The sequence below is a fragment of the Pseudoalteromonas caenipelagi genome, assembly GCF_013140855.1.
Lineage (GTDB): Bacteria > Pseudomonadota > Gammaproteobacteria > Enterobacterales > Alteromonadaceae > Pseudoalteromonas > Pseudoalteromonas caenipelagi.
The window spans coordinates 142,293-157,684 of sequence record NZ_JABBPG010000003.1 but is presented as its reverse complement, the minus strand read 5'-3'; the positions used below and the strand labels follow the sequence as shown (position 1 = coordinate 157,684).

Genomic DNA, 15,392 nt, shown 5'->3' with positions numbered 1-15,392 from the left:
AATTTGTTATCAACATACTGCTTTAAATATAACCGCTTTGTTAAGTTTAGCCAGAAATTAAGCGAACAATGCACCAATTATTTTATTTCAAATGTACGCCTGTCATTTTGTATAAGAACTACAAGAACTAATAGCAAAAGTGTTATGATCCTCATATTAAACATACATGATGGTGAGAAACATGTCTGATAATCGTTTAGTGTATTCAACAGAAGTTGGAAGAATCGATACCAAGGAACCTAAGCCTGAGGTAGAGGCGAAGGCCTTTAAGGATGGCTATATTAGAATTGAGCGACAAACTAAAGGTCGAAAAGGCAAAGGGGTAATGTTGGTCGTAGGTGTAGATGCACAGCAACACGACCTAAAGAAGCTGGCGAAAACTTTAAAAAGCAAAATGGGTCAAGGTGGCGCTATCAAAGACGGCATAATTGAGATTCAAGGTGATGATAGAGGCAAGCTAAAACAGATTCTGGAAGCCCTAAAATTTAAAGTAAAGATCGCTGGCGGGTAGAGGACTTTGTTTAACAGTTCTGATCTCTGGAATTCTGCAATCAACCCTCTATAAAATAATGTAGATTTTAGCGCTCAACATGATGAAAAATTAGCCACAATTTAAAAAACTAAACTGGCAGTCACCAATTAAAAAGTGGATAACTGCCAGAACAAGTTTGAGTTAATGCGGCTAAGCGAGCTTCACTACACACATAACCTATTTTCTAAACATGGCCTTTGATCTGTGTTTTGAGTGTGCTTGCTTCTTGCTGAACACCATCAGGTCCATTATTTAAGACATCTTCTATCACTTCATTAGCAGCATCATAATCTTCTATCTCGATGTAGGCTCTGGCTAAGTCTAACTTTGCCGAGTACCCTTGCTCTTCTAAGTCTACATCAGTTGTATCTTCGCCAGCTAACATGTCATTAAAGTCTGCTAGTCCAACATCCATATTAGGCTCAGCATAAGGCTCTTCATCTTGCTCAAAGTCATCACTTTGAGCTAGCAGATCATCGATATCTAAGAACTGCTCTTCAGAGTCTTCAAGCTCATTACTATCAATGCTCTCATCAACTTCTTCTTCTGATAGCAACGATGCAAAGTCCACATCTACCTCACTTAGCTCATTTGCCTCTATCGGCTCTGGCTCTGCGAGTTCATTTAGTAATGAATCAAAGTCTGATTGTGTAAGATCAGACATAAATTCATCTTCAATAGCAGACTCATCAATTTCTACATCGCTTAAAGGCTCTTCATTATTAAGCTCGTCAATTTCAGACAAAAATTCATCTGGCCCGTCTTCATCTGCAGTTTCTAATTCAAACTCTGGCAGTGACTGTAAGTCGTCGTTATCTAATGTGGCCTCTTCACCCTTTGCACCTTCATCTGTTCGTGTCTGAGCGTCTGCTTGTACTGCCTCTTCATCAAACTCTGCTAACGACTCAAGGTCTATTTCATCGTCTGACTCAACCTCATCATCAATTGCGTCGTTAATTAACGGCTCATCTAGATCATCTTGAATATCCCCCGTAAGTTCAGGTTCATCCTCAATGGATTCTTGTGCTGCTTCTTCATCAAACTCCGCTAACGATTCAAGGTCTATTTCATCGTCTGACTCAACGCCATCATCAATTGCGTCGTCAATTAACAGCTCATCGAGATCATCTTGAATATCACCCGTAAGTTCAGGTTCACTGTCAATAGATGCTTGTGCCGCTTCTTCATCAAACTCCGCTAACGACTCAAGGTCTATTTCACCGTCTGACTCACCGCCATCGTCAATTGCATCGTCAATTAACGGCTCATCGAGATCATCTTGAATATCACCCGTAAGTTCAGGTTCACCGTCAATGGATGCTTGCGCTGCTTCTTCATCAAACTCCGCTAACGACTCAAGGCCTATTTCATCGTCTGACTCAACGTCATCATCAATTGCATCGTCAATTAACGGCTCATCGAGATCATCTTGAATATCACTCGTAAGTTCAGGTTCACCGTCAATGGATGCTTGTGCTGCTTCTTCATCAAACTCCGCTAACGACTCAAGGTCTATTTCATCGTCTGACTCAACGTCATCATCAATTTCGTCGTTAATTAACGGCTCATCGAGATCATCTTGAATATCACCCGTAAGTTCAGGTTCACCGTCAATAGATGCTTGTGCTGCTTCTTCATCAAACTCCGCTAACGACTCAAGGTCTATTTCATCGTCTGACTCACCGCCATCGTCAATTGCATCGTCAATTAACGGCTCATCTAAATCATCTTGAATATCACCCGTAAGTTCAGGTTCACCGTCAATGGATGCTTGTGCTGCTTCTTCATCAAACTCCGCTAACGATTCAAGGTCAATTTCATCGTCGTCTAAGCCTATATCGAACTCATCTAGCTCTTGTTCAGACAAACTATCTTCAGCCATTGCATCAGCTAAGCTTTGCTCTGTTTGACTAACAACAGGAGTCTCATCATCAAGTTCAAGTTCTGGATAACTATCTAGCTCAACACTTGGCTCAACTATATCTTCAAGTTCTTCCTCATTACTTTCCTCCAACAAATCGACTTCGTCTGCCAGAGGATCATCGCCAAGCGCTATTTCTTCTTGCTGTTCTTGCGCATTATCCCAATCATCAAGCTCTTCGTCGTCTAGCTCATTAAGCAAGTCATCCACACTTTGCAATTGAGACATATCAAGATGGCTATCTTCTTTGCGCTCAGGTATTTCCTCACCGTCTTCAATATCATCAAGTGATACATCAAACTGATTTTCGCTAAGCTCATCAGCTCTGTCTGGGCCATCGACCTCAATACCTACGTCTTTTTCGGGCTCTTCCTCGGGCGTAACATCGTCATCACTTTGCGCAGGCTCTGGTTCATCAGCAGACGCTTCATCTAATAAGTTGTCGATGTCATCCAGTTTAGAGTCAGCCTCGGGCTCTTTCTCGGGCGTAACATCGTCATCACTTTGCTCAGGCTCAGGTTCATCAACAGACGCTTCATCTAATAAGCTGTCGATGTCATCCAGTTTAGAGTCAGCCTCGGGCTCTTTCTCGGGCGTAACATCGTCATCACTTTGCTCAGGCTCAGGTTCATCAACAGACGCTTCATCTAATAAGCTGTCGATGTCATCCAGTTCGGAGTCGACTTCAGGCTCTTCCTCAAGCGAAATATCATCATCACTTTGCGCAGCAAGCTCAGGTTCATCAACAGACGCTTCATCTAATAAGCTGTCGATGTCATCCAGTTCGGAGTCGACTTCAGGCTCTTCTTCAAGCGCGACATCGTCATCACTTTGCACAGGCTCTGGCCCATCAACAGACGCTTCATCTAATAAGCTGTCGATGTCACCCAGTTCAGAGTCGACTTCAGGCTCTTCCTCAAGCGAAATATCATCATCACTTTGCGCAGCAAGCTCAGGTTCATCAACAGACGCTTCATCTAATAAGCTGTCTATGTCATCCAGTTCAGAGTCGACTTCAGGCTCTTCCTCAAGCGAAATATCATCATCACTTTGCGCAGCAAGCTCAGGTTCATCAACAGACGCTTCATCTAATAAGCTGTCGATGTCATCCAGTTCAGAGTCGACTTCAGGCTCTTCTTCAAGCGCGACATCATCATCACTTTGCACAGGCTCTGGCCCATCAACAGACGCATCTAATAAGCTGTCTATGTCATCCAGTTCAGAGTCGACTTCAGGTTCTTCCTCGAGCGAAATATCGTCATCACTTTGCGCAGGCTCTGGTTCATCAGCAGACGCTTCATCTAATAAGCTGTCGATGTCATCCAGTTCAGAGTCGACTTCAGGCTCTAACGTAACATCGTCGTCACTTTGCGCAGGCTCTGGCTCATCAGCAGACGCTTCATCTAATAAGCTGTCTATGTCATCCAGTTCAGAGTCGACTTCAGGCTCTTCCTCTAACGTAACATCATCACTTTTTGAAGGCTCAGTATCATCAATATCATCTGAGTCTTCTTTGATGTCTTGTTGTTCTTCAAGTAAATTTTCAATATCATCAGGATCTAAATCAGGCTCTTCCTCTGATACTTCATCAATCAAATCATCGATGTCAAAGTCATCTGAGTCCTCTTTGACGCCCTGTTGTTCTTCAAGTAAATTTTCAATATCGTCAGGGTCTAAGTCAGGCTCCTCCTCTGACACTTCATCAATCAAATCATCGATGTCAAAATCTTCTGAGCCTTCTTTGGTACCCTGTTGTTCTTCAAGTAAATCGTCAATATCAGTAGGGTCTAATTCAGGCTCTTGAACAGATGCTTCATCAATCAAATCATCAATATCAAAATCGTCGTCTGATTCCTGAGTACCATTATTGCTCTCTACAAGCGCATCAATATCTATATCATCTTCTTGCTGATCATCTGCAAGCTCTTCACTTAAAGCCGCCAGTGCATCATCACTGATGTCTAACTCTTCTTCGTTCAGCTCAGAACCTTCATCAAGCATACTGTCAATTTCTGAAGAACTTAGTAAATCATCAGGATCGCCGTCTAAATCCAATGACACTTCATCACCCGCATCCGAGTCTTGCTCATCGAAATTTTGCTGTAAAAAATCGTCTAAGTCTTCAGGTATATCCGTTTCATTAGTTTCATCATCAAAAACAATATCCTCGTTTAGAAGACTATCTAATTCGTCTTGATCTAGTTCACTGCTCCCCTCATCAAACGTATCTTCATCTAAAGTGTCAAACATGATGTCATCATCTTCAGGTAAAATATCGTCGTCTAGTTGAACACTGTCTTCGTCTTCAGGTTCACTAACAGAAGTAGGCATACCAGATGGTGTGCCGGAAGGCATTCCTAAATCAAGGGGATCTGCAGCAGCAGGTGCTTGCGGCAAGAAGTCTTCATCACTGTCACCTTGCTGCTGATCTTGCTTTCTTTTTCGCAAAAAGAAAATTCCACCGCCGATGGCTAAAAGCGCGGGCAAGGTAGCAAGCAAGGCCAACACTATCGGGTTACTGAGTGCTGAACCAACATCAAAGCTGCTTTGAGCTTGTTTTTTTTGCGCTTCTTGTCGTTCTATCAAAGCCGTTTGTAAGTTGAGGACAGACTGTAGCTGTTGCTGAATCTCACTATCTTTGCCTAGTTGTTCACGAACGCTTTGAAGCTCTTGCGAGATATTACCCAGCTGCTTTTTCAACTTGTCGTTTTCAACTAAAATTTCTTCTACGCTTTTTACCGAACTACGAAACTGCGATTGCAAGTCCATCAGCCTAGAATCTTGCTCCAACTGAATCGATTTAAGCTGTTTGGTTAGAGCGTCTTGCGCTTCTTCCACATCGATTTTACGAGCTTGTGTAACCTTTTTTTGAGCTTCTTCTATGGTTTGGTTATCAAGCATCCCACTTTTTTTGAGCTCCCACAGCTCGTCATCTTGGTCCGAACGCTGTCTGGCTAACGTTGGGTTTTCTTTACGGATCTCGCCGATTGTGGGGATTTTCAAATAGGCGCCATCCCGCATGTGATTAAGGTTTTGATCTAAAAATGCCTGAGGATTTTTTTTATAAAGCGCGCTCATCACCTGATATATCGTGACAGAATCATCAGGCCTGACTTTTTGGGCGATACGCCAAAGGGTATCGGAAGGTTTTATTGGTCCAATTGATCGGCCTTGCTGCCCATAATCAACGCCTTTAGGCCCCTTTATTTGAGGCTCTTCTAGACTGCTGACTGGCAAAGTGATCAATGTGAAGACAAAGATACAAAAAACGACAAAACCGCGCATGTTGGTCCTTTCAGTACTATGTTCAACATTATTTTTTGCTAAACATCAAAATGTTGCTAATGATTGCTACTGCAAGCTCTATTCCAATTTCAAACTATAAACCAGTTATCAGTGAATATCCATTGCAACGCATTGAAAATTAACATGCTTATAATGACTTATGGTGACTATTCTATTGTTTTAGATGATTAAGTGAGTCAAATGTCTGACATTGTTGCCTTTGTTGTGGCAAATAGGGGCAAAGTACTGCCACGTGACAGTACTTTGTTAAGACAATTTTAGAGATAATTTGCCACTAGCTCTTCTGCAATTTGTACGCTATTAGTTGCAGCTCCCTTACGAGTGTTGTCTGATACAATCCACAGATTTAGGCCTAGCGGATGGGAAATATCTTGACGCAAACGACCAACATACACCGTGTCATTACCGCTAGCATCACTAACTGGTGTAGGATAATCTTGCTCATCTTCAATTAACTCAACCCCTGACGCGTCATTAAGTAATTGCTTTATATGTTCAATATCGTATGGCATACGAGTTTCAAGGTGCACCGCTTCTGCATGACCAAAAAACACAGGAACACGCACAGCGGTAGGATTTACCATTACACTACTATCTCCAAGGATCTTTTGTGTTTCCCATACCATTTTCATTTCTTCTTTGGTGTAGCCATTGTCTTGAAATGCATCGATTTGTGGAATGACATTAAACGCGATTTGCTTACTGAAGACTTGGCTATCAACAGGACGAGCATTCATCAAGTTAGCCGTTTGCTTAGCTAATTCGTCGACCGCTTCTTTTCCAGCTCCTGATACAGCTTGGTATGTAGACACATTTATACGGTCAATACCATACGCATCATAGATTGGCTTTAATGCAACAAGCATTTGAATAGTTGAGCAATTTGGGTTTGCAATGATATTTCGGTTACGAAAATCAGCCAAACTCGCGGCATTTACTTCTGGAATAACTAAAGGTACATCGTAATCGTATCTAAAGTGTGATGTGTTATCGATTACAATACATCCCGCTTCAGCTGCAATGGGAGCGTATTTTTCCGACACGCTACCGCCTGCAGAAAATAAGCCGATATGCGCTTGAGAGAAATCAAACAGCTCAACATCAATCACTTCAATCTTTTCGCCACGAAAGTCGACTTCTTCACCAGCACTTCGGCTACTTGCTAATGCAAATAACTGATCGACAGGAAATTTTCTATCTTCTAGTGTTTCGATAATTTGACGACCCACTAAACCAGTAGCACCTAGTACCGCCACATTGAACTTTTGCGACATATCAATCCTCATTCTTTTCAATTACGTTAAAACCTAACATTGCTAGCACATTCCCATGTTCGCTCATATTGTCTATATTGAGCGTACTAAACTCTCGTCTTGGAGGATAATTCTTACGTAGGTTATCAAAGCCATAACTGGCTAAATTAGTTCGCATTAAACCGTCATCTCTGCGAATATCATAGACTAGATGTACCAAACGCCCTAAATCTTGCTCAGTGAGTGTTTTTTCTGTCCTACATTTAGTCAATGCAGGGACTGGCAAAAATGTTTCAAGCTGTTTGTTGGCAGGCTTGCCCAGAAGATCACAAAGTCCATCATATAACATTTGGGTGCCGCGCGCCTTTCCTTCTAAGCTGTGACCGGCAATGTGCACGCTAGAAAATCGGGTATATGGCAGCAGGTCTGTCAAAATATTGGGCTCGTTTTCCCACACATCTAACACTAATTCTAGACGTTGGCCGTTTTGTAAAAGCTTTAATAACGCATGGTTGTCAATAACATCCCCACGGCTCGCATTAATTATTAGCGTGCTGTCTTTTAGCTTTTTTAAACGACTTTCATCTAGCAAATGATATGTTTTGTGCTCCCCTTGTTTTATAAGTGGAACGTGAAAACTCAGTATGTCTGCTGTGCTCAATACGGTATCGATATCAACGTGCTCAGGCAAGTCACCTTGCTCATATCTGAGAGGGTCACACAGCAGTATGTTGATCCCCGTCCCCGCTAACTTCTCTTTTAAACAATGGCCAATATTGCCAACGCCAACAATGCCAAGTGTTTTCCCCTGCAAACAGGTATCAGTTTCTTGTGCATAAGCATACAGTGCGCTAATAACATATTCAGCCACAGCAATTGCATTACAACCAGGGGCATTGGTAAAAGCTATATCTCGTTGAGCGAGTAGTTGAGTATCAACATGGTCAATACCAATTGTCGCAGTACCAACAAACTGGAGTTGTTTTGCATGCTCTAGCAGATCCGCATTAACTTTAGTCACTGAACGGATGAGTAAAGCGTCCACGTCATGTAATGATGATGCCTGCAAGTTGCGACCATCAAAACGCCTAACTTCACCCAAATCAGAAAAAAACTCTTCTACTAAAGGCATATTTTGGTCTGCAAGGATCTTCATTTAATATTCCAAACGGTGCTCGGGACCGATATTGTATACCTAAGCAACTCAAAAATGCGAGTTTAGGCATGTATTAAAGCACCGCTAATTATTATTGACTTTTGTTTTTAGCTTATGCACTCCAATAGCAATCCCCGAGAACATAGCCATGAGCAATAATAAAACGCTGAACGTTGCGTTCGTTTGTTCCGGTAGCATTAAAATCGGGCTCATCAATACAGCCAAAACATTAAAAAAAGCCAGTATCAGTGCCATGTGTAAATGACCATGGTACCCGTACCAAGCACTTATCAAGCAGCAAAACAAATTGAAAAAAATCGCGGGGGTGTATACGTTTACTGACATCCAAGTCGAAAATAGAGAAATAGACACCATAACAATTGAACTGATCATTTAAGGTTCCTTCCTTAAGTTTAATCCTTCTAAAACAATAGGCGTTGCCATACAAATTGCAACCAGCCAGCAACTGAATAGTTTTCTTTTTATTTACACCAAAAAAACATACTGGCAATTAGTCGCTACAACACGCATTTTCTGGCTTGTGCCTATTTTTAAACATACTGAGCTAAAATAAGCCTTGTTTACTAGAGTAATTGGAGCATTTTTTCACTTGAAATGAATTGCCTTAAAGGCTAGTCTAACCAAGGTGGTCAGACCTCTTATAAGGAAGAACAACATGACACTCTTATTCACTTTAGCGTTGATAGCATTACTTAGCATAGCCAGCTATCACAGAGCCAGCTGGAACGCCTCCGTAGGTGTTGCAGCTATTACGTTACTTATAGGCACCTTTTTCGGTGCGTTTGGCGCATTTTCATGGCTAATATTTTTAGCTATTGTAGTGCCCTTATCCCTTACAAACATTCGTCAGCAATATATTGTTGCGCCGCTTTTTAAAGCATTTAAAAAAGTCACACCAACCATGTCTGAAACCGAAAAATCGGCAATAGATGCGGGAACAACTTGGTGGGAAGCGGACCTGTTTTGCGGTAATCCTGATTGGAAAAAGTTACATCAATATCCTCAATCTCGATTAACCATTGAAGAACAAGCATTTCTAGATGGCCCTGTTGAAGAAGTATGTGCCATGTTAGATGACTGGAAAGCGACTCATGAACTAACCGACCTACCTGAAGATGTTTGGCAATACTTAAAAGACAATAAATTCTTTGCCATGATCATTAAAAAGCAATACGGCGGTTTAGAGTTTTCTGCTTACGCCCAGTCTTGTGTGTTACAAAAGTTGACCAGTAAATCAACCTTACTTTCTTCTATTGTTGGTGTGCCTAATTCTTTAGGCCCAGGTGAACTTCTTCAGCACTACGGTACACAAGAGCAAAAAGACCATTACCTGCCCAGACTTGCAAAAGGTCAAGAGATCCCTTGTTTTGCATTAACATCTCCTGAGGCTGGTTCTGACGCATCAGCAATCCCTGATTATGGTATTGTTTGTAAAGGTGAATGGGAAGGTAAAGAAACGCTGGGTATTCGACTAACTTGGAATAAGCGTTATATTACACTTGCTCCGGTTGCGACTGTACTGGGCCTTGCATTTAAATTACGCGACCCAGATGGATTGCTTGGCGATAATAAAGAGCCTGGTATCACCTGTGCATTAATCCCTACTAATACCCCAGGTGTTAAGATTGGTCGTCGCCACTTCCCGTTAAACGTGCCATTCCAAAATGGTCCTACACAGGGTGACGATATTTTTGTACCCATTGATTACATTATCGGTGGACCAAAAATGGCTGGCCAAGGCTGGCGCATGCTGGTTGAGTGCTTATCTGTTGGCCGAGTGATCACACTGCCTTCAAACTCAACAGGCGGTATAAAGTCACTGGCATTAGCAAGTGGTGCATATAGCCGCATTCGTCGCCAGTTCAAACTTCCTATAGGTAAAATGGAAGGTATTGAAGAGTCTTTAGCAAAGCTTGGCGGTTATGCATATAGCACAGATGCTGCTGTCAGTATGTCTACCGGTGCGGTAGACTCGGGTGAAAAGCCATCTGTAGTATCTGCAATTTTGAAATACCATCTTACCGAACAGATGCGTGCGTCAACGATGCATGCTATGGATATTCACGGTGGTAAAGGCATATGCTTGGGTCCTAATAACTATCTGGGTCGAGGCTATCAAGGTGCTCCTATTGCGATTACGGTTGAAGGGGCAAACATCTTAACCCGTAATATGATCATCTACGGTCAAGGTGCCATTCGCTGTCATCCATTCGTTCTTGCTGAACTCAATGCTGTTAGCATGGAAGATAAGCAAGCTGCATTAGAAAGCTTTGATACCTCATTGATGGGCCATATCGGTTTCACGATCTCAAACCTAGTTAGAACTAAATGGTTAGCCCTAACTGGCGCCCGTTTTACCAAAGTCCCTTACAATGATGAAACAGCGGTATTTTACCGCAATGCAAGCCGTTACAGTGCTTCATTAGCGTTTATGTCTGACATTTGCATGGCTGTATTTGGTGGCTCACTCAAACGTAAAGAGCGAATTTCAGCACGTTTAGGTGATTTATTAAGTTATCTATATTTGGTGTCAGCAACGCTGAAACGTTACAACGACGAAGGTCGTAAAAAAGAGGACTTACCGTTCGTGCAATGGAGCTGCCAAGAGCACTTATACCTTTGTCAGCGCGCACTAGCAGACTTAATTAATAACATGCCATCAGCAGTACTACGAGGCATGCTGAAAGTCTTGCTATTCCCATTTGGTCGCCCTGTTCGTAAACCAACAGATGAGCTTGAACACAAAATTGCTCACCTACTGCAAACACCAAACGCATCTCGCGAACGTTTAGCTGCACATATTTATCTAAAAGATGAACCGTTAAACATTTTAGGTAAGCAAGAACAAACATTACGAGATATTCTAGAAGTTGAGCCTCTGTTTGACAAAGTTTGTCGCAGTAAAGGTCAAAAGTTACCATTTATGCAACTTGATAAAGTAGCGCAAATGGGCTTAGAAGCTGGCATTCTGAATGAAGATGAAGCAGCAAAACTAAGTGCAGTTGAAGCTAAACGTCTTGCAGTCATTAATGTGGACGATTTTGACCCCAGCGAGCTAATGGCAGGTCAAGCAGCAACAAAACAAAGCACCAAAAAAGGTGCGAGCGCAGCGTAATTATTCCCTTACATTCGTTGAATGAGTCAAAGCCAGCATATTTGCTGGCTTTTTTATTGTTAAACCAGAACCTTGATTAAATATAAAGCCACGACAAGTACACCCCAACATACCGCTAGGTGCTGAGGTTTGTTCGCAGCACACCACTGTATAGCTGGAGCAAACAATAATGCCATTAACACATACAGGTCAAAGTTGAGCAAACTAATAGATATGAGCCAGCTGAGCAGATAAAAGCAAAAAATTAATATATGCTGAGTTGTGACTGCCTTATCATATTGCTGAATACTTTGCCAAAACAAGCGATACTCTTTAAGGTGTTCGGAGGTTTTCAAACATAAACTCCCCCATAGCAAAAGGGCGATAGAGGCAATCATAGGCGTGTACCAGTGTAATAACTCAGGCCGTTCATGCCCGATAACAGAAGCCCCCCAAATAAGCAAAAAGCTGACCGCAAAACGCCATATTAAAGACCACAGTTTATTTACCCCATATAGCAGCCAAAACCCCCAGCTGTTAATTTGTTTAGGCTGATAAGCGAAGCTCACGGGCTTAATAATACACGCCAGTAATAACACCACATTGATGCTAATTAAATAAGCGGTAATGGACAATTCAAACGTCTGTAGCACTAATGCGAAAAGCAAGGCATATACGACGCTCTGCAGACGATAAAGCAGCGCTATGGCAAAACACACCTGTGTAGCAATGAATACGATTAGATGTGGCGCTCTTGCAACCTTTTCCATGCCCATGCTGATGACCAGAGCTAATGACATCCATAAAAGAACGTGACTCCAAAGCACAAGCGTTATATCAGCAAGACGCTGCTTAAACATGTTTTGTAGTAAAGAAAGATGGAAACGCCTGTGTGATAAGTCTAAAACAATGGGTTTTAATACGCTCAGCATTAGCGTTTGCAATAACAAGTAGCCCCAGATCACTTTGTTTGTCGCTTGCACTGAGTCATTTTGGACTATTCGACCAAGGCCAAAAAACAAAGCGCCAACAAGGCCAGGGAGAAATATATAAAACAAAGTAGAAATCATTAAAGCAAACTGCTGTATTTGCCTACCAAGCTCTTTGAGGGCATATCGATACGCATTAACACGATACTGAAAATAGTTCATAAATGACCCACACCTAAGCAAATAAAGGTTGTTCAACAAAGCCTATCTGTAAAAATGGTTCAGGCTCATGACTACTTATCAAAACATGCCCTTGAAATTCATTGAGCCATTGACAGATCACCTCAATACCATGCTTATCAAGTGCAGCGCTTGGCTCATCTAAAATGAGATATTCTGTATTGCGCATAATTGCATTGAGAAGCTGTAATTTTTTATTATTTCCCGATGATAAATCACTTACACGAGTATCCAAAAAAGGCGTAAACCCGAGGCCTTGCGCAAAAGACAGTGGCAACTCACACTGCCAAGCATGACTTGTCATCGATAGAATTTGCTGAGCAGTTAAAAATTCAGGAAATGCGACTTTATCTGAAGCAAGCGCAACATATTTTTGCAAGCTATTTACAGGCTGACCGGATAGTAAGATTTCACCGGAAAAATGAGGGTCTAATCCCGCAATGAGTGTGAATAAGGTGGTTTTACCCAAACCGTTTTCGCCCATGACGCAGGTTTTATGATGGGGAAACTGATTATTGTATTGATGAAACACCTGTTTATTTGCAAACTGTTTATGGAGATCTTTGATTTCTATCATTACAACTTCCTGTTTTTTTTGGGAAGTTTATCAGTTTAGGAACAACTTTTGAGCGCTTTTTAGTTACAAACTATGTCGAGTTTTATCGAATAAAAAGAATTAGATAGTTTTAATAAGTGCTTAATAATGAATTGACAATATAAAGAGGGAATAAGAAGTTTGGAGTTAGATACTATACGTAAAATGGCGGAGTGGACGGGACTCGAACCCGCGACCCCCGGCGTGACAGGCCGGTATTCTAACCAACTGAACTACCACTCCGCAGTGGTATGTGTTTATAGAGCATCCTCTTGATATCAAATGGCGGAGTGGACGGGACTCGAACCCGCGACCCCCGGCGTGACAGGCCGGTATTCTAACCAACTGAACTACCACTCCGCAGAGATATCATTTTTTTGTTATTTGCATTGGCGGAGTGGACGGGACTCGAACCCGCGACCCCCGGCGTGACAGGCCGGTATTCTAACCAACTGAACTACCACTCCACTGAGCAAATAAGGGCGACTAAAACATTGGCGGAGTGGACGGGACTCGAACCCGCGACCCCCGGCGTGACAGGCCGGTATTCTAACCAACTGAACTACCACTCCACGGTGTGTTTTAATCTATTGTTTTCCTATTGGCGGAGTGGACGGGACTCGAACCCGCGACCCCCGGCGTGACAGGCCGGTATTCTAACCAACTGAACTACCACTCCACGTAAGGAATATGTGCTTTTAGCACGATGTAAGATTTGGCGGAGTGGACGGGACTCGAACCCGCGACCCCCGGCGTGACAGGCCGGTATTCTAACCAACTGAACTACCACTCCAGCACTACTTACAGATTGTTGAATAATTGGCGGAGTGGACGGGACTCGAACCCGCGACCCCCGGCGTGACAGGCCGGTATTCTAACCAACTGAACTACCACTCCACATTATTCGTGCTACCAGAGTGCTCCCTGACAGCGGCGTGAATAATACGAATCGACCCCATGAGAGTCAACAGTTTTTTTGAAAATAACCCGCTTTTTTAGTCATCTGTCATCGAAAGGTTCAAAATATCACCTGATTTGTCATTTTTTGAGCCATTTTCATCAGGCTTTTGTTGTTCAGTTTTTTTTTCTTCAGTTGCTTTTTCTTTTGTTTTGAACGAAGGCAATTTTATATTCAGTTTTATTGGTTTATTTTGCACCATCACTCTGAAAGCCAGCCAACCGATTAATAGTATAAATAAGTTACCAAGCACAATAACACTCACCACCATGGTGGTGTTTACCTCAGGCTCGGGTTCTGGCTCTGGAATTAACACCGTTTGAATCGGCACAGCTAATTCTGGCACTTTTTCAATTGGCCGCTCAATTTCAAATTTATATATGGGCAATGTAGCCATAAATTCACGTCCATTGATATTTTCACCAAACGCTGAAATTTCTACACTATATCTACCCCAGTCATAATTTTTAATTGGTAGCGTTCTGTGTAAACGCGTTTTAGGGTCAATGGTAAATGGCTGTTCTTCGCCATTTGGGTAAAAAATCTTCCCTTGAAAGATCACAGACTCAGGCTTAACTGTTTGATTATCAATTTTGATCATCAATTCGTGATCAAATTCTTCACTTTCAGAAATGGTCAATTCATAATCAAATGGCGGCTCTGCAATGATAATTGGTTTTGCCACAACTTTGCGTTTCATTAACGGTGTTTCAATGTGAAACTCAGGGCGCCACTCCCCTGCTGGAAAAGTTAATTGAAACTCCCCCGTAAAAATACCATCCATGGGACGTTCATCAAATTCTCGACCATCGTCTTTAAACTCGGTTACGCTTTGGGTTCCTGCACCAAAATTGTCATACGCGTCATTATTCGTACTTACAAAGTCAACAACTAAGGTAACAACTTCTCGAAAATAGCCGATATCAATTGGGGCGCCATCATTGGTCACTCTGCCGGTTACTTTCAATGTCTCACCTCTAAAGATCAAAGGTGGCAAAGGTTCTACCTTGAGTTCTATTTCACCAACGACCATAACTCGGCTATCTGGCTGAATATTGCCGATAACCTGCCAAGGCCCTGGTGTGGGGTTACTTATTACAATTAAGTCAAAACTGACTTCATCATACCATTGCAAAGTGTCATCACGCAGTGCGTGCGTAGCGTAGATTTTACTTCCATCGGGTTGTACGAGAACAACGGCCGGAGAGCCTGGTTTGCGGAAAAAAAGTAACGAGATTTTGTCAACCTTATGGTCTATCCTAAAGCGGTTATCTAATAGCGGCACTTCATTAGAGACGCCGTCACGCTCAAGAACAGTGACCAAAGGGGCCGCCATCGAGCAAGTGGTTAACATCATCATCAGTCCGAGCCAAAACCGCTTCATACT

The 15,392-nt window shown here is 42.3% G+C and carries 9 protein-coding genes and 7 tRNA genes; 2 read left to right on the top strand and 14 right to left on the bottom strand.

From position 1 onward, the window contains the following. Nucleotides 1-181: 181 nt before the first annotated feature. The gene (locus tag HG263_RS09095) at nucleotides 182-511 is read left to right on the top strand and encodes an SUI1 family translation initiation factor (protein ID WP_171625771.1); all 330 of its coding nucleotides are present in this window, start codon (nucleotides 182-184) and stop codon (nucleotides 509-511) included. 205 nt (nucleotides 512-716) lie between these two features. Here HG263_RS09095 and HG263_RS09090 read toward each other — a convergent pair whose 3' ends face one another. The 4 genes from HG263_RS09090 to HG263_RS09075 form a co-directional block, all read right to left on the bottom strand. Beyond that, nucleotides 717-5,738: a FimV/HubP family polar landmark protein gene (locus HG263_RS09090; RefSeq protein ID WP_171625770.1), complete on the bottom strand. Its 5,022-nt coding sequence runs from the start codon at nucleotides 5,736-5,738 to the stop codon at nucleotides 717-719. 278 nt (nucleotides 5,739-6,016) lie between these two features. Then, nucleotides 6,017-7,033, bottom strand: a complete 1,017-nt coding sequence (locus HG263_RS09085) for an aspartate-semialdehyde dehydrogenase (RefSeq protein WP_171625769.1) — start codon at nucleotides 7,031-7,033, stop codon at nucleotides 6,017-6,019. A gap of 1 nt (nucleotide 7,034) precedes the next feature. Further along, a complete protein-coding gene (locus HG263_RS09080) occupies nucleotides 7,035-8,168 on the bottom strand; it encodes a 4-phosphoerythronate dehydrogenase (RefSeq protein WP_171625768.1) in 1,134 nt (377 codons plus the stop codon). 84 nt (nucleotides 8,169-8,252) lie between these two features. Continuing rightward, on the bottom strand, nucleotides 8,253-8,561 hold the full coding sequence (locus HG263_RS09075; protein ID WP_171625767.1) for a DUF6419 family natural product biosynthesis protein: 309 nt from the start codon (nucleotides 8,559-8,561) through the stop codon (nucleotides 8,253-8,255). Between the two features lie 283 nt (nucleotides 8,562-8,844). On the opposite strand from HG263_RS09075, the gene fadE reads away from it, so the two are divergent. Continuing rightward, nucleotides 8,845-11,304, top strand: coding sequence for an acyl-CoA dehydrogenase FadE (fadE, locus tag HG263_RS09070; protein WP_171625766.1), 2,460 nt, complete (start codon nucleotides 8,845-8,847; stop codon nucleotides 11,302-11,304). 59 nt (nucleotides 11,305-11,363) lie between these two features. On the opposite strand, the gene HG263_RS09065 is transcribed toward fadE, so the two are convergent. The 10 genes from HG263_RS09065 to HG263_RS09020 all read right to left on the bottom strand — a co-directional run bounded on the left by HG263_RS09065 (nucleotide 11,364) and on the right by HG263_RS09020 (nucleotide 15,389). Then, the gene (locus tag HG263_RS09065) at nucleotides 11,364-12,434 is read right to left on the bottom strand and encodes a DUF6136 family protein (protein WP_171625765.1); all 1,071 of its coding nucleotides are present in this window, start codon (nucleotides 12,432-12,434) and stop codon (nucleotides 11,364-11,366) included. A gap of 13 nt (nucleotides 12,435-12,447) precedes the next feature. Continuing rightward, entirely contained in the window at nucleotides 12,448-13,029 is a 582-nt protein-coding gene (locus HG263_RS09060; RefSeq protein ID WP_171625764.1) for an ABC transporter ATP-binding protein, read from the bottom strand. 184 nt (nucleotides 13,030-13,213) lie between these two features. Beyond that, a tRNA-Asp gene (locus HG263_RS09055) sits at nucleotides 13,214-13,290 on the bottom strand. A gap of 40 nt (nucleotides 13,291-13,330) precedes the next feature. Continuing rightward, nucleotides 13,331-13,407, bottom strand: a tRNA-Asp gene (locus HG263_RS09050). Nucleotides 13,408-13,437: 30 nt separating this feature from the next. Further along, nucleotides 13,438-13,514: transfer RNA gene (locus tag HG263_RS09045), tRNA-Asp, on the bottom strand. A gap of 28 nt (nucleotides 13,515-13,542) precedes the next feature. Then, nucleotides 13,543-13,619: transfer RNA gene (locus HG263_RS09040), tRNA-Asp, on the bottom strand. 30 nt (nucleotides 13,620-13,649) lie between these two features. Beyond that, nucleotides 13,650-13,726: transfer RNA gene (locus tag HG263_RS09035), tRNA-Asp, on the bottom strand. Between the two features lie 37 nt (nucleotides 13,727-13,763). Next, a tRNA-Asp gene (locus HG263_RS09030) sits at nucleotides 13,764-13,840 on the bottom strand. Between the two features lie 27 nt (nucleotides 13,841-13,867). Then, nucleotides 13,868-13,944, bottom strand: a tRNA-Asp gene (locus HG263_RS09025). Nucleotides 13,945-14,042: 98 nt separating this feature from the next. Then, nucleotides 14,043-15,389 carry a TIGR03503 family protein gene (locus HG263_RS09020; RefSeq protein ID WP_171625763.1) on the bottom strand — a complete coding sequence of 449 codons (1,347 nt, stop codon included), beginning with the start codon at nucleotides 15,387-15,389 and terminating at the stop codon, nucleotides 14,043-14,045. Between the last annotated feature and the right edge of the window lie 3 nt (nucleotides 15,390-15,392).

What these genes read in the sequence shown, in the direction of transcription:
- HG263_RS09095 (WP_171625771.1), top strand. Translation starts at nt 182, where the DNA reads ATGTCTGATAATCGTTTAGTGTATTCAACAGAAGTTGGAAGAATCGAT.
- HG263_RS09090 (WP_171625770.1), bottom strand. Translation starts at nt 5,738, where the DNA reads ATGCGCGGTTTTGTCGTTTTTTGTATCTTTGTCTTCACATTGATCACT.
- HG263_RS09085 (WP_171625769.1), bottom strand. Translation starts at nt 7,033, where the DNA reads ATGTCGCAAAAGTTCAATGTGGCGGTACTAGGTGCTACTGGTTTAGTG.
- HG263_RS09080 (WP_171625768.1), bottom strand. Translation starts at nt 8,168, where the DNA reads ATGAAGATCCTTGCAGACCAAAATATGCCTTTAGTAGAAGAGTTTTTT.
- HG263_RS09075 (WP_171625767.1), bottom strand. Translation starts at nt 8,561, where the DNA reads ATGATCAGTTCAATTGTTATGGTGTCTATTTCTCTATTTTCGACTTGG.
- fadE (WP_171625766.1), top strand. Translation starts at nt 8,845, where the DNA reads ATGACACTCTTATTCACTTTAGCGTTGATAGCATTACTTAGCATAGCC.
- HG263_RS09065 (WP_171625765.1), bottom strand. Translation starts at nt 12,434, where the DNA reads ATGAACTATTTTCAGTATCGTGTTAATGCGTATCGATATGCCCTCAAA.
- HG263_RS09060 (WP_171625764.1), bottom strand. Translation starts at nt 13,029, where the DNA reads ATGATAGAAATCAAAGATCTCCATAAACAGTTTGCAAATAAACAGGTG.
- HG263_RS09020 (WP_171625763.1), bottom strand. Translation starts at nt 15,389, where the DNA reads ATGAAGCGGTTTTGGCTCGGACTGATGATGATGTTAACCACTTGCTCG.